The sequence below is a fragment of the Bacteroides congonensis genome (assembly GCF_900130125.1).
GTDB classification, from domain to species: Bacteria; Bacteroidota; Bacteroidia; order Bacteroidales; family Bacteroidaceae; genus Bacteroides; species Bacteroides congonensis.
Genome location: NZ_FQXY01000010.1, coordinates 1,032,200 through 1,047,984 on the forward strand (window position 1 = coordinate 1,032,200; position 15,785 = coordinate 1,047,984).

At 43.6% G+C, this 15,785-nt stretch carries 10 protein-coding genes; 9 read left to right on the plus strand and 1 reads right to left on the minus strand.

The window, feature by feature from the left end:
* The first annotated feature begins 12 nt into the window (after positions 1-12).
* The 5 genes from BQ7997_RS15260 (at position 13) to BQ7997_RS15280 (ending at position 5,831) form a co-directional block, all read left to right on the plus strand.
* Entirely contained in the window at positions 13-1,953 is a 1,941-nt protein-coding gene (locus BQ7997_RS15260; protein ID WP_044654497.1) for a RagB/SusD family nutrient uptake outer membrane protein, read from the plus strand.
* A 33-nt stretch (positions 1,954-1,986) separates the two neighbouring features.
* The gene (locus BQ7997_RS15265) at positions 1,987-2,715 is read left to right on the plus strand and encodes a DUF3823 domain-containing protein (RefSeq protein ID WP_073347103.1); all 729 of its coding nucleotides are present in this window, start codon (positions 1,987-1,989) and stop codon (positions 2,713-2,715) included.
* A gap of 26 nt (positions 2,716-2,741) precedes the next feature.
* Positions 2,742-3,575 carry an endonuclease/exonuclease/phosphatase family protein gene (locus BQ7997_RS15270; RefSeq protein WP_022137553.1) on the plus strand — a complete coding sequence of 278 codons (834 nt, stop codon included), beginning with the start codon at positions 2,742-2,744 and terminating at the stop codon, positions 3,573-3,575.
* Between the two features lie 20 nt (positions 3,576-3,595).
* Complete coding sequence (locus BQ7997_RS15275; RefSeq protein WP_073347104.1) at positions 3,596-4,975, plus strand: SMP-30/gluconolactonase/LRE family protein; 1,380 nt, start codon at positions 3,596-3,598, stop codon at positions 4,973-4,975.
* Positions 4,976-5,036: 61 nt separating this feature from the next.
* Positions 5,037-5,831: an endonuclease/exonuclease/phosphatase family protein gene (locus BQ7997_RS15280; protein ID WP_073347459.1), complete on the plus strand. Its 795-nt coding sequence runs from the start codon at positions 5,037-5,039 to the stop codon at positions 5,829-5,831.
* Between the two features lie 249 nt (positions 5,832-6,080).
* Here the strand turns inward: BQ7997_RS15280 and BQ7997_RS15285 are convergent, their stop codons facing one another.
* The gene (locus BQ7997_RS15285; protein ID WP_008641360.1) at positions 6,081-6,800 is read right to left on the minus strand and encodes a FadR/GntR family transcriptional regulator; all 720 of its coding nucleotides are present in this window, start codon (positions 6,798-6,800) and stop codon (positions 6,081-6,083) included.
* 241 nt (positions 6,801-7,041) lie between these two features.
* On the opposite strand from BQ7997_RS15285, the gene BQ7997_RS15290 reads away from it, so the two are divergent.
* From BQ7997_RS15290 to BQ7997_RS15305, 4 genes are read left to right on the plus strand one after another with little or no spacing between them, the layout of a single operon-like run.
* On the plus strand, positions 7,042-10,224 hold the full coding sequence (locus BQ7997_RS15290; protein WP_073347105.1) for a SusC/RagA family TonB-linked outer membrane protein: 3,183 nt from the start codon (positions 7,042-7,044) through the stop codon (positions 10,222-10,224).
* Between the two features lie 12 nt (positions 10,225-10,236).
* The gene (locus tag BQ7997_RS15295; RefSeq protein WP_073347106.1) at positions 10,237-11,757 is read left to right on the plus strand and encodes a RagB/SusD family nutrient uptake outer membrane protein; all 1,521 of its coding nucleotides are present in this window, start codon (positions 10,237-10,239) and stop codon (positions 11,755-11,757) included.
* A gap of 20 nt (positions 11,758-11,777) precedes the next feature.
* On the plus strand, positions 11,778-13,460 hold the full coding sequence (locus tag BQ7997_RS15300; protein ID WP_073347460.1) for an IPT/TIG domain-containing protein: 1,683 nt from the start codon (positions 11,778-11,780) through the stop codon (positions 13,458-13,460).
* Between the two features lie 3 nt (positions 13,461-13,463).
* Positions 13,464-15,722, plus strand: a complete 2,259-nt coding sequence (locus BQ7997_RS15305; protein WP_073347107.1) for a chondroitinase-B domain-containing protein — start codon at positions 13,464-13,466, stop codon at positions 15,720-15,722.
* The last annotated feature ends 63 nt before the right edge of the window (positions 15,723-15,785 follow it).

Genomic DNA, 15,785 nt, shown 5'->3' on the forward strand with positions numbered 1-15,785 from the left:
CCTGTAAAGACAATGAATAGAAATTATCTGAAATATATATTGATAGGCGGAGCGTCCATCTTCCTGTGGACGGGATGCGACGATTATCTGAACCGTGAGAGTACCAGCGGTGTCAACACACCGGATCTGATTTGGCAAAATCCGAAGGCAATCACAGCCGTATTAGCGGATATGTATGACTCGGGATTGAAACTGGATGAATACGATGATTGGTATGGAAGTAAGAAAGCGAATCTGGCGAATCAGACCAGTCTTTCGGATGAGGCTACCGCCAGTTATCAGAAAGAAAGTGCGTTCGATAAGTCGAATTCTACCTATTCTTATGGCGACTATGTATTCAACGACGACATGGTGACCCGCTACAAGCAAATCCGTATTGTGAATAACTTCCTGCTGAATATTGGGAAAACTTCCGTATTGAGTGAGGATGAGAAAGAAGAACTCGGTGCAGAAGCCCGTTTTATCCGTGCTATGCAGTACTTCGGACTGGTGAAACGTTATGGGGGCGTTCCTTTGCAGACTGTTCCGCAAGAATATACCGCAGGAAATACGGAAGCTCTTTACCAGGCTCGTGATACGGAAGCCGCGACCTATGATTTCATAATCAATGAATGTAAAGCTATTTATGAATCATTGCCGGAAGTACGCAGCAGTGATGCCAAATACCGCGCAAATCGTGGAACGGTGCTTGCCTTGTGGTCACGTGCCGCACTGTATGCCGGTACTATCGCCAAGTATTCCAAAACGCTGACTCTGACAGGCGAAGCTGTTTCCAAAGGATATGTGTATATTCCCGAGACAGAAGCGGAACGTTACTTTGACGAATGTTATACTGCTTCATCGAAGATTCTGGATGAAATGGTTCCCCGTGTGTATAGCTTGTATAAATCGACCGGTACGGAACCGGAAGAGTTGGCACAGAACTTTTACAATCTCTTCTCCAAAGCAGTGAATGGGGATAACGGTGAATATATATTCCAGAAACAGTATAATGTAGCTGCCGGTAAGGGGCATATGTGGGATAAACTGAATGTTCCTTTCTCTTATCGTGGTGATGGCTGGGGATGCGGTATGTCTCCGGTGTTGGAAATGGTCGAAGAGTTTGAATATATTGATGGTACGGAAGGGAAACTGAAGATGAAAGACAGCGGTGGAAAAGCTATCAGCTATGATAGCCCGTATGACATCTTTAGGAATAAAGACCCTCGCTTATTAGGTTCGGTTTACCTGCCCGGTGCTGATTATAAAGGATACGGTGGCGGTAAAATCGAATGGATGCGCGGTGTCATCAACGGACAGGATGGTATAGGAACCAAGTATGAAGCTTCCGCCCAGCCGGACAAGGAGAACAAGGTCGTAATAGACGGGCAGACTTATAATACTTCGGGAAAAGACGGTGGCTCGTTAAGTGTAGGCGATGCCAGCAAGACGGGTTTCTATCAGCGTAAATTCCTGGATGAAAGCCTGACGGACTATACGGATATCGATGCAAAACGTTCCTCTACTCCCTGGGTGGTTTTCCGTCTGGCAGAAATCTATCTGAACCGCGCAGAGGCTTGCATGGAATTGAATCAGCACCTGGATGTGGCATTGAAAGATATCAATGAGATTCGCGGCAGGGCAGGCATCAAACTATTGACTGCCGGCAACCTGACACTGGACAAAGTGCGTCATGAACGGAAAGTGGAACTTGCTTTTGAAAAGCATCGTTATTGGGATTTGAAACGTTGGCGCCTGGCTCATCTCGATGTCAGCAAAGGCGGCCTGACCAATTTCCGCGGTACGGCTCTCTGTCCGTATTACAATATCAAGAGCGGCAAATACACTTTTGAAACCGGTGTGCCCGAAAAGAGAAAGCGTCTTTTCCTTGAAAAGAACTACTATACGGTGTTCCGTGCCGAGGACTTGAGTACGAATCCGTTGATGGTACAGAATCCGGGTTACGGTAATTGATACGTCCAATTGTAAGTTTAAAGAAGAAACAATATGAATAAAATAATAAACATAGGATTGACTGCATTATTCGCCTGTTTCGTGGCGGCATGCGAAAATGACATCGATAATTATGATGCACCGAATGGTGGCGTGTATGGCACTATCTATGATAAGGAAACGAATGAACCGGTTCCTATGCCTGTGCCGGGAAGTAGCGGTGTGATGATGAGTTTGTACGAGCAGAATACGGGGGCTACCGCCTCTGTCGATTTCCGTGCCCGCCAGGATGGAACGTTTGAGCATACGAAGGTGTTCAATGGCAACTATCGTATTCAGGCAAAGGATGGCCCTTTTGTCGGGGTATGTGAAGAGTATGTCACCGTGAACGGACAAACGCAGGTTGATTTGTACACAATCCCGTTCTCGCGTATCAGTCTTGATGTGGCTGTATCGGCAGATAATAAGCTGACACTGACCTATGACGCGAAAACATCGAACGAGACATTGAAACTGACGGATGTCTCCGTTATATGGAATTATGCTCCGGGAGTGGACATGAACAATGCAAACCATGCCACCCTCTCTTCACTCGGAACAAAATCGAATGGGACACACATCATCGACCTGATGAGTGATACCGAATTTATAGAGAATCACTATAAGATTGTCTCTAACAAGAACAGGGTATATGTGCGTGTTGCGGCTACGGTGACAGCGGAAAGCAAACCGTACGTGAACTATAGCCGGGTAGTGGAAGTAACTGTGAATGATATCAGATAAGATAAACGATAAAAAAGAAGGTAACAATGAAACATAAATTCTATGTATTACTCGTACTGTTGATTAGCGGCTTGTTCGCCGGTTGCAGTTCGGACGATGACGGTATAACCCCGCCCGATGAGAAGGACGGAGTATTGGTAAAAGTCATGTCTTACAATATATACAGCGGGCAGAAAATTTATTCCGGGAAAAAAGGAATGGAGACAATTGCTCAGGTGATTAAAAAGATAAATCCGGATTTGGCGGGCTTACAGGAGTTTGAAACGAAGACCAACAAGGTGGAGAAAGCGGATATTATTGCCCTGATGAAAGAAGTGACGGGAATGCCTTATGCTTTCTTCGTCAAAACCCGTGATGTGGACGGTGGCGAATACGGTAACCTGATTCTTTCGAAATATCCGATAAGTGACGGGGTGAACTATGATTTGCCGAGAATAGAGACGGTGGAAGATGTCTACCCGCGTTCTATGGGCGTAGTGAAAACAGAAAAAGAAGGGAAAAGTTTCTACTTCGGAGTGACTCATCTGTCTCATGTAGGTAATGAAACCAATCGTATCAACCAGACTACAACCATTATCGAGAAGACAAAAGGCTTGGACAAGCCGATGATATTGACTGGTGATTTCAATGCCTTGGCTGACTCCGGCCCGATGAAGATATTATATGAACGTTTTGAAATCGGTTGCCTGAACGGGAACTACGGGCTGACAACGGGAACGCCTGTTCCGGTAAAAGCGATTGACTTCGTATTATACACTCCGGATGAAGGAATGACTCCGAAGGCCTATGATGTATATTATGATGCTTATGTGGAATCAGACCATTTCCCGGTGGTAGCTACGTTCAGTATAAACGATTAACCTAAAAAAAAGACAGAAACATGAAAACATTGATATATCGTTTGAAACGGTTTTCTATCTATTCTCTGATGTTTGCGTCAATCGGCTTTGTAGCTTGTGAGGATGAGAACCGGCAGGATATGACGCCTGAAATCGGAGAAGGTGAAGTTGCTCCCCAAATTACCATGTACACGCCGACATCAGGCGGAAAGTCTACAAGCCTGACCTTGTACGGTACGCATTTTGGAACGGACTTGGATAATATCCGCGTGACAGTCAACGGGGTGGACGCCGAAGTGACGGGTGCGTTGGGGAATATTATTACTGCCAATGTACAGAGAGGTTCCGGTTCCGGTCTGGTGAAAGTATATATCGGTCAGGGGGAAGCTGCGCAGGAACTGACCTATAAAACGGAGTTCGAGTATTCTCAGTCTCCTATTGTGAGTACATATATCGGCAGTTATGTTCCTGCCGCAAAAACGGAAAAGAAAGAGGGGACTCTCATGGAAGCGGTTCTTTGGAAACCGGGTTCTATTGCTTTCGATAAGGAAGGTGCTTTGTATATCGTGGAAGATGATGACCGTGATGTCCGTATTGCGAAAAATAATCAGGTCGCTACTTTCTTACGTGGTGATGGAACCGGCGGAACCGTATTCAGGATGATGAATATCGCTTTCTCATCGGATGGCAATACTTTATTTTTGTCCAATGATGCCAACGCTTCTGGCAATGCACATATTGCAACAATGCCATGGAGTAATGATACGCATCAGTATGATACCGGCAATCTGGCTGCGATATGGTCAGTCACTTCTTCTTTGGGCAATGGTGTCACCAATGTAGGTGTACATCCTGTCACAGGAGAGGTCTTCTCCGTAGCTCATGGAAATGCCATGATTTACAAATATGACCCGGAGCAGAATACGATGGTGGCAACCGGCGTGCAACTTCCCGATGCAGCAGGTAAAAATGCGGCGAAAGTGAAAATCCGCTGTATTCTTTTTGATAAGGCAGGAACTACCGTGTATATGAGTTCACAGGAAAAAGATGTGATTTATAAGGGGGATTACGATATGTCGACAGGCGAGTTTTCTAATCTCCGTGTTTGGGTAGGGCAGTACGAGAAAGCAGGTTTTACAGAAGGTCAGGGAAATGAAGCCAAACTGGAAGAGCCTTGCCAGATGGATTTGGATGAAGAGGGAAATATTTATGTAGCAGTCCGTAAAAAACATCGTATAGCGAAAATTACCCCTGATGGAATGTTGACAAACTACACAGGTACGGGGACTTCCGGTACGACAGACGGCCCGTTGGATAAAGCGCAATTCAACCATCCGGAAGGTGTGCAGTTTGGCTCGGACGGAGCATTGTACGTTTCAGATTATTGGAATCATAAGATTCGTAAGATAGAAAAGGATTAATTTTATATCAGGTAGGAAAGATTGTTTTTCAGGATAACATTTACTTATTAATTGGTTGTATATGAATTTTAGAATATGTATTTCCTTGTTTCTGCTGTGTTGCTTGTCGCAATCTCTGACAGCACAGAAACCCGTGACGAAACCGAAAGAGGTCACAGTAAAAGCTATGACTTACAACACTTATAGCGGTCGTAAACAAGGGATTGATAAGATAGCCGAAGTTATTAAGAAAGAGAACCCGGATATCGTTTCACTTCAGGAAATAGAAAGAAACACGGAGATTAACCCTTGGGATACTCCGAAGAAACTGTCGGAACTAACGGGGATGAAATATTATTATTTTGCCCATGCGCTCGATATTCCGACCGGCGGAGATTACGGAAATGTGATTCTTTCCAAATATCCGGTTTCCGAGGAAAAGAGTTGTAAGTTGAGTGTACTGAAAGAAGGTGATTATGTCCGTTCTTTCGGTTATGTGAAAGTGTCGAAAGAAGGCAAAGAATTCTATTTTGCTACGACACATCTGGATCATAAATACGAAGACGCTGCCCGTCTGAAACAGGTTGATGAAATCCTTGCGTGCGTGGAGTTACTGGATAAACCTGTTATTTTGGGGGGAGATTTGAATTCCCGCCGTGGCTCTGCTACCATGGCTGCCTTTCAAAAGTATTTCACTGTAAACTGTTTGAGTGACGATGCCCCGTGGACAGTCCCCGTTCCAAATCCGACTTATGCATGCGACTGGCTGATTTATGCGTCAAAAGAAGCTTTTACGGTGAAAGCATACAATGTCTGTTATTGGGCGGATAAGGAATCAGACCATTATCCGGTAGTGGCTACTTATCTTATCAAATAAGATTAATTGCCCGACCACTATCAATTAATCTTCCGTATGTATAAAACTAACTCTTCAATCGAATAAATTTATTCGTCTGACTACTGTTGAACTTTCGTCTGACTACTGTTGACTTTTCGTCTGACAACTGTCAGACGAAAGAGTTACAACTGTCAGACGATTAATTTTATATATAAACGAAATTAGTTGTATACAAGAGACTGGATAGTTTCTTGCATACAACTAATTAAATCTATTCTTTTACGTATCCTAGATATGTCCGTATTCGAATTCCGGGATATCGCCTTTCGCGGACATTTTAGCAAAATCAATCAGATTGGCCAAGTGGCGGAGCACCAGTTCTTTCATTCCTTCTTTGTCTCTATCTTTTATCTTCTGTAGCATTTCCCTATGTTCCGCATGAACCGTTTTTTGAGGAACGGCACAAACTTTGTATTTTTGATAATATTTTAAAATATCAGGAGTGATAATAAGCAGGAGTGAACTGATAACCGGATTATGTCCGCCTTGCGCAATGGCCTGGTGAAAGGCAAAATCTTTTTCGACACGAAGGTCTGTATCAAACTTTTCTTCCAGTTCGACAAGCGTGTTTTCTATATTCTTCAAATCCTCTTCTGTGCGGTTTACTGCGCATAATTTGCAGACCTCTATTTCCAGAAGTACACGTACATAAACCAAGCTTGAAAAATCATATCTGCTGATTTTCAATGCATCGGTAATCATAGTATCCAACTGGTCTTTGGAGAATTCGGATACCACTGTTCCACTCTGAGGATATGTTTTTACAATACCGTATAATTCCAGTTTCTGCAATGCCTCGCGAACATGTGACCGACTGACTTTCAAAAGTTCGGATAATTTACGCTCAGAAGGGAGACGCTCTCCCGGTAAAATCTGACGTTCTGATATTTGTTTTTTTATGTGTTCTATTACATGCTTAACTGGCTGCGAATTGATTTCGTCTTTCATAAGATATAAATATTTTAAAAAGATGACCTTTTCCGTTTCGGCTGTAAAAGTACGAATATTATCTTTCAAAGTAAAGCTTTCTAGTAAAAATATTCTCCTGCCCTTTTATATAGAGGTACGCGTAACGTGTTATTTATAAGCTGTTTATGTCGAATTATTAATAAATATTAATTGGTAGACCAAAATTTTGGTTTACCAATTTTAATCGTTACGTTTGTCACAGAAATTAAAACACTAATCTATGAACAACTCCTGTATTTTTAAAAAAGTCGTGATGATGTTCCTGTTGTTGGTAGGAGCATTGAACGTTTACTCCCAGCATGTAGTTACTGGTAAGGTGATAGATGAACAGGGTCCGTTGATTGGAGCTTCGGTGACAGTGAAAGATGCTGCCGTTCCTACCGGTACTGTGACGGACGCTGAAGGTAAATACTCCATTAAAGTTCCTAATTCCAAGACGATTCTGGTTTATTCGTATATCGGTTATGTTGATAAGGCGGAAGCGGTTGGTAAACGCACAGTTGTGAATGTGACGTTGGAAGAAGATTCGAAAATGTTGGATGATGTTGTGGTAATCGGTTACGGTACACAGGCGAAATCTCATTTGACGGGTTCGATTTCAAAGTTGGAAGGTGAGAAACTGATTAATGCTCCGGTGAGTGATGTCACTACTGCCTTGCAAGGTGCTATGACTGGATTGACGGTTTCTAATGAGACATCGGAAGTGGGTGTGACTCCTTCTATCCGGGTACGCGGTACGGGTTCCATTTCCGCAGATAGTGAACCGTTGGTTATCATAGATGGATTTCCCGTATCCGGTGGTTTGTCGTCTATCAATGCTGCGGATGTGAAGTCTATTGAAATTTTGAAAGATGCGGCTTCGGCTGCCATTTACGGGTCGCGCGCTGCCAATGGAGTGATTATGGTGACTACAAAAAGCGGTACGCCGGACAAGCCGAAATATTCTTTTAAGTTCTATCAGGGATTTAAATACGCTTATCAGTTGCATGATATGATGACTTCTTCCGAATGGTTGGGCTTATTGGAAGAAGAAGCTGCCTTAGGTGGGCCGAAAGTTCCGAGTGCTGCTCGCGGGGCTGCTTATTTGGAAAGCCAGATGGGGACTACCGACTGGCAGAAAGAGGGCTTGCGTGATATGGCAGGTATCACGAATGTGCAGATGAGTGTTTCCGGTGGACGCAAAGAGACGAAATATTTTATTTCAGCAGCCTATACTAAAGACCAGGGGGTGATGCTCAACAATTCACTGGACAAACTGAATTTCCGTACAAAAGTGGATACCAAACTCTCAAAGATAGCTACGGTGGGTGTTAATATATCCGGTACATATAGCAAGACGGAACGTCCGAAAAATAACTTTATTGATTTCTATCGTACTCCCTCTTTTTTACCGGTCTATCACAATGCATATAGCACAGACCTGACCGGATATACCGGATTTGCAAGAGGTAGCCATTTTAACAATATTATGACACCGACTGCCGTGGATGCCGATGGAAATCCGTTGTTGGATGCCGACGGTAACCGGGTATTGGAAAAATCGTCTCCATTTAGCTCTGCCAATAATAATCCGGCGAGCGTAATGACTAATACTTTCCGTTGGAGCGAGACTATGCAAGGATTGGCCAGCATGTATCTCACGCTTGATCTTTGTAAAGGATTGCAGTTTAAGACATCCAACGGCTTGAATGTTCGTTTTGCCCCTTCTTATTATTATGCAAATAAGGACGCTACGAAAGACAAGGAAGCAAGCCGTGCCACTTATTCCAGTGCACTTTATATTGATTTGTTGAGTGAGAATACCTTGAGTTACCATTTGGACTTTGGAAAGAATAAAGACCATAGTCTTGACGCTTTATTGGGATATACTGTAGAAAAGACACGGAATCAGCGGGTGGCTATGGCTGCGACGGGATTTGCTACGGATGACATTCATACTTTGAATGCTGCCACTGTTTACGAGTTGGCTAGTGAGGGTAATGGAAATACGGCGGGTACGGGAACTTTCAGATATCCGGATGTTGTATTGGAATCTTATCTGGGACGTGTCAATTATAGTTATCTGGGGCGTTATTTGTTGTCTACCTCTTTGCGTCTGGATCGTTCATCGCTCTTTTCCAAAGGAAACCGTAATGCCTGGTTCCCTTCCGTATCACTGGGTTGGCGCGTGAGTGAAGAGAAATTCATGAAGGGTATCAAGGCTATTTCTAACTTGAAGCTTCGTGCATCGTATGGTGTGACAGGAAATAACCGTATCAGTTATAATGCAGCCCTCGAGGTATTGAACAGTGCGAATTATGTGACCGGTAAGGGTACGGGTTCATTGGTGAATGGTTCTGCGAATATCTCTTCTTCGCTGGCTAATTCTAATATTACATGGGAGCAGACTGATGAGTTTAACTATGGTCTGGATTTGGGACTTTTCAACAACCGTATCAATCTGGCGATAGATGCTTACTATTCAGTGACACGTGCGTTATTGTTCGAACAACCGACGCAATCGTTTACCGGTTACACACACTATTGGAATAATATAGGAAAAGTCCGTAACTCAGGTTTGGAAATCCAGCTTGATACGCATAATATGAAAAGCCGTAAGTTTTCATGGGATACTAATATAAATTTCTCACTTTCGCGTAATAAATTATTGGAGTTAGGCGGTGAACAACAAATGATTTCTTTGGGTGAAAGAAATGAGGGTTATCTTGCTAAAGTGGGTGAGCCGTTGATTCAATTTTATGGATACAAAACGTGTGGTGTATGGAATAGTGCGGAAGAGATTGCAGCTAATCCTCATTTTTCAGACGACGCACCGGGAGGGATACGCATTGTCGATACCAATAATGACGGTTCTTTGACTCCTGAAGACCGGGTTGCGTTGGGCACTCCTTACCCGGATTTCACATGGGGCATCACCAATACTTTCCAAATTAAAGATTTCGACATCTCATTCCTTATTCAGGGTGTACAGGGCATCACAGTGCTTAATGGTGATGTATATTATAATGAAACAAAGAAGTGGAACAAGAAGTACACAAAGAACCGCTGGGTAAGTGCAGAACATCCGGGTGATGGAAAAACGCCTTATCAGAATGTGAAAACGGGACATGACCTCATGCTTACTGATTATCCTTTGCAAAATGCTTCTTATGCTTGTCTGCGTAACTTTACAGTGGGATATACCTTGCCGGCAACTGCTGCCCGTAAGATTAAGTTATCAGGTGTGCGTTTTTATGTGTCGGGCAGTAACTTGCTCTATATTTGGGGAAGTGGCTACAAAGGCATTAATCCGGAGTCGCGTATAACATCCGGTAATTATTCCAGTGCAATGATTTCGGGGTATCAGCGTGGTGGGTTCCCGTTGACTTCTACCATTTCTGCCGGTTTTGATATTAATTTTTAATGGAGGAAAACGATGAAAAAAATAAATTATATAGGATTATTGTTAATCGTCATGGTATTTTCTGCTTGTGATTTGGATCAATATCCTTATTCGGAAGTGGCGGCAGATAAGTATGTGAAGGATGCTTCGTCGGTAAATAATCTGGTGCTGGGTTGTTATAATTCCCTGCATGATGTGATGTATTACGAATGGGCCATGACAGAATTGCGCTCGGATAACGGACGTATGTATGCTGCAGGTTCTTCTTCGAATACCACACGACTGGTGGAACAGCTCGACCAAGGTACTATCGTACCGGAAAACGAATGGGTGGAAACGTACTGGAATGCCTGTTATGCCACAATTGCACGGGTAAACAATGTTATATCTTACCTTGATGTGGTGACGGACGAGACATTGCGGAACCAATATGAGGGAGAAGTGCTTTTTCTTCGTTCATTGGAGTATTTCAATCTGGTTCGTTTATGGGGGCCGGTATTTATCGTTACTTCCAAGGTTCCTTCTGAAGTGGCCCGTGATATGCAACGCTCTACGGTGGATGAAGTATATGCCCTTATCGAAGGAGATTTGGAGAATATTGTCAATAATGAACTGTTGCCCCGCAAGATGGCGGACGGTGACTTGGGACGTGCTGACCTGAACGCGGCAAAAGCGTTGCTTGCCAAGGTATATGCTACGCACTACCGGGCGGGTGACGAGAAATATGCCCGTGCCGCCCGACTGTGTAAGGAAGTACTCGAAAGTGAATCTGTGGGAAATCCGCAGTCGGGTAGTGATCTTGTGGCTTATGATAAGGTTTTTGATATTGGCAATGAGATGAATAAGGAGATAATCTTTGCGGTTCGTTACCTTTCGGGAAATGCCGGTATCGGTTCGCCGTTCGGCAATATGTTTGCTCCGGTCAATAATGGTGCAAATGTGATTATCGGTACTTCTTCCGGTTATAATACTCCTACTGACAATATTATTGCAGCTTACGAGCAAAGAGGTGCGGGGGCTGATAAACGTCTGGATGTGAATATCGCCCAGAAATATTTCAATACAACTACTCAGACGTGGGTGACGGAAGGTAATTGCCGTTACTGTAAGAAGTATGTAAATCCTGTAACTACACAGTATGATGGCGAAAGTGACTGGCCTGTGATTCGTGTGGCTGATATTGCTTTACTTTATGCTGAATTGACAAATGAAATCTCGGGGCCTTCGGCAGACAATCTAAAGTATTTGAATATGGTTTGTGAACGTGCCGGTGTTTCTACGTATACATTGACCGACCTGCCTGGTCTTTATGATTTTAGAAAGGCTGTACGTAATGAGCGCAGGCTTGAACTGGCTTTTGAGAACCAGCGCTGGTTTGATCTTCTTCGTTGGGGTATCGCTACTCAGACAGTAAACAACTACTTGAACAGCGAACTTCTTTATACGGAATATTCTTATACGGTGAATGATATAGAAGATTGGCAAACATTTCTGCCTATTCCGGTGAGTGTGATTGACATTAATCCAGAGATAGCACAGAACACGGGTTATTAATCTTTTAAATGCTTACGAATATGAAACAATATAGAAAATGGAGTCTGGCATCATTGTTTGTCTGTTTATTCTTTTTGTGTGGTTGTGATTCTACATCGATGAAGGATGTGGCGGTTAGTTCACCGGAAATCCTTTCTTTCTCGCCCGAGAGTGGAAGCATAGGTAGTGAGATTGTTGTTACCGGAGAATATTTGGATGATGTGGTAAGTGCTACTATCGGTGGTGGAAAAGCCGTTATCCTACAGAAAGTGTCCAACCGGCGTTTGTCTTTGAAAGTGACAAATCAGGCACGCAGTGGTAAAATTGTATTGGTAAATTCGATAGGTGAGGGTGTGTCCGAAGGAGATTTTACCCTTGAATATCCGGCTCCTGTCGTTTCACAGGCCGGAATGCCCTCGGAAGTTGAAATGGGCAATAATTTGTTGCTCTCCGGTAGTTCCATGAATGTGGTGAGTGCTGTTCTTTTCACTGCCGAAGGCGGGACAGAGGGAAATGAGGCGGAGATCATCTCACAAAGTGAGAATGAGATAGTAGTGAAGGTTCCTTATGTGGAAAGTGACAAGGCTATTGTAACATTCAAGTATTTTAATGGTACAGAGGAAGTGGAGACGTCAAGTTCGTCCGCACCCAAGTTCACGGTGAAACGTTATCAGCCGGAGGTTACGACTACTGTGTTTGAACCAGCCAACGTGGGAGATATGGTAGTGCTGGAGGGAGCATATCTTAATAAGATTGATAAAGTGCTGTTAGGTGATATTGAGTGTACTATTACGTTGCAGACTGAAACTGAATTAAAGTTTGTTGTTCCCACATCTGATAGCTTTAAGAACGGTGATAATATACTACCGTTGAAGATTTCTTATTTTGACGGTCGTGAGACACCGACATTAACGGACGAATTTATTGTAAGGGTGGCTTTTGTATATTATTGGGAGAACAGGACTATTCATGCACAGGCTGGAGAGACTTCTGCATTCTTCTCACCGGAAACAGGACGGGTTTATTCTAATGATGTATGGAGCCAGGAAGTGGATATTATTGCTGCTGCGGGAAAGAATACTTGTAAGACAGCGAATATTCCGGTTGTGTCCGAAACAGACTATAATTCTGTAAATCCTTATTTTTTCATTTCCGGCTCATCTTCTAAATTCAATTTAGCTATCAATAGTCCGGCGAACTCTAACGGGCAGTTGAAGAATTTTAAAACTTCTGGTAAGGCTTCCATTACGGGGGGAAGCAGCTATTATGGCACCCCTGCATTATCATTTGCATATTTGGATCCGGAGACTAACCCGGATTGTGCGGAGCTGGTCAATAATGTGAAAGCTGGCAATATCAAAAAGATTGATGAAATAACTTTCCCGCTTGATGTAGAAAAGAAAACATGCGCCGGCATTAAACCGTCAGTGAGTGCTGCACCTACTACTGATGCTTGGGCAAAAGATAAATTTGAAGCAGGTGTGGAGAAAACTAATGTGACAATTGATGCTGTGTTCCTGGTATTCTATTACAATGTGAAAGGATATGACAATAAGGCAGCTGATAAGAATCCGGTTAGGGATGTGAAGCGTATAGGGCTGATGTATATCAAGAGTGCTGATTTCAAGATGAAAGAAGGTACGGAAAAAGACCCTTCCGCAAGTTCTATTACCTTTGATATGTACTGGCAGAAACAAGATTACGATTACTCAAAAGTTCAATAATTAATGATGACACGAAATATACATAAGGCAATTATATCGCTCCTGTTCATCGGGCTATCGTCAGTCTCTTTTGCAAAAAGATATGACGTAACGCTTCCCGAAGTAGCTTCCTGCTTAAAAACTGCGCAACCGGGTGACCAGATCTACATCAAGGACGGTCAGTACAAAGACATGCAGTTGAAGTGGATGGGTAAAGGAACCGAAAAAGCTCCTATCACCATAGAAGCTCTGAACCCCGGAAAGGTAAAGATAGAAGGTGGCTCTACCTTGCGGATAGCAGGCGAATGGATGTCTGTCAGCGGATTACATTTCACTGACGGCTACGCTCCCAAAGGTTCTGTAATAGAATTCCGTAACGGACAGGAACTGGCCAATCACTGCCGCCTGACGAATTGTGTGATAGACAAATTCAATCCGTCCCGCCGAGACCAGGCTTACAGCTATATATTGCTTTATGGTCGTCACAACAGAGTAGACCATTGTTCGTTGACAGGAAAACTTAACTTGGGGGTGACATTGATTGTCATCCTCAACGACGAACGTTGTCTGGAAAATCATCACCTGATTGACCATAATTATTTTGGTGAAAGACCTGTATATGGTTCGAACGGAGCCGAGACAATGCGTGTGGGAACTTCTCAACAGGCTTATAGCTCCTCAAATACAATCATTGAAAATAACCTGTTCGAACGTTGCTCCGGTGAAGTGGAAGTAATCTCTATCAAGTCCAGTGACAACATCATCCGCAACAACACGCTGTTGGAATGTGAAGGAGTGGTAGCTTTGCGCCATGGTGTCCGTAATACGGTGAATGACAATCTGTTTATCGGTAACGGGCGTCGTAATACAGGCGGTATCCGCATAGTTGATGCCGGACATCAGGTGTACGATAATGTATTGGTCGGATTGGCAGGCACCCGCTTTTTCTCCGCTTTGGGAGTCATGGACGCTGTACCCAATTCGTTACCTAACAGATATTGTCAAGTTGTTGATGTCAAGATGTACCGTAACACATTCGTAGATTGCACGAATATAGAGTTTGGTACAGGCAAGGATATGGAACGTACTCTTGCACCTGAAAAAGTCTCATTCACGGATAATATCATCATCAATAAAGAACTCGACCAACCTTATATAGCCGTTGACGACGTATCGGGTATCCGGTTCAAAGGTAACAAAGTGCAATTGGGCAAGAATTACTCAGCACCGGGATTCACTACGGAAAAAGTGAAAACTCCCCAGTTGCCCGATGATGCTGTGATACGTAAGGACAAAGGTGCTTCATGGTTTAAAAACCAGGTATCACAATCCATAGCCAATGACCATAAAGAATATAATGTATCTCCGGGAACGAACCTGTCTGAAGTCATTCAGTCGGCAGCACCGGGCGGTATCATTATTCTGGCGAAAGGCACATATCCTATCCAATGTGCTATGCTCGTTGATAAACCGTTGACAATCCGTGCTGCTGATGCAGCCAATAAGCCGATTGTCCGTTTCAACGGAGATAAGCCGGATAATATGGTAACTATTGCCGATGGTGGCGAACTGGTCATTGAGAATATTACATTCGATGGAGTTCTGGAGCCCGGAAAAGCACTGGCTAAAGCAGGAATTTCTACTGCCTTTGATATGATACAGCCTTATACACTGACAGTAGACGGCTGCGAATTCCAAAATTTTGGAGAAGGCGGATTCTTTGCCATTAAAGGAACAAAAGCTACTTTTGCCAAAAGCGTTACTATCAGAAACTGCTTCTTCCGTGATTTGTCAGGAGATGCTATCAACTATGCAGCAGAGAAAGACGATATAGGCCGCTATAACGCTGATGATATGTTGATTGAGAACTGCTCTTTCTACCGCTTGTTGGGTTTACCTATTAATATTTATCGCGGTGGAAGTGATGAAAGTACGGCAGGCCCTTATATAACTATCAGGCATTGTACCTTTGTAGACTGCTGCAACAAGGAGCGTGGAAGCGTCATGCGTCTGATTGGCCCGCAAGTGCTGACAGTGGAAAACTGTAACTTTGATAATAGCGGACGCGGTGGGGCAACTATCCGTCTGGATGAGGCGACTTGGGAGAAAGTACGCATTGCAAACTGTAATCTGTGGAACTCCGGTAGAATGATGACTACCACTTCTCAAGCCATACAGGGAAAGATGTACAATATCCGTCCCGCCTATATCAATGCCGAAGCATACGATTATACTCCGGTGAAGGGTAGCGAACTGGAAAGACTTTCTATCGGTCTGAACTAGTATTATCAGGCACGGATTACACGGATTTCACGGTTGCTTTATGCCAACCATCAGTCCAAAAAC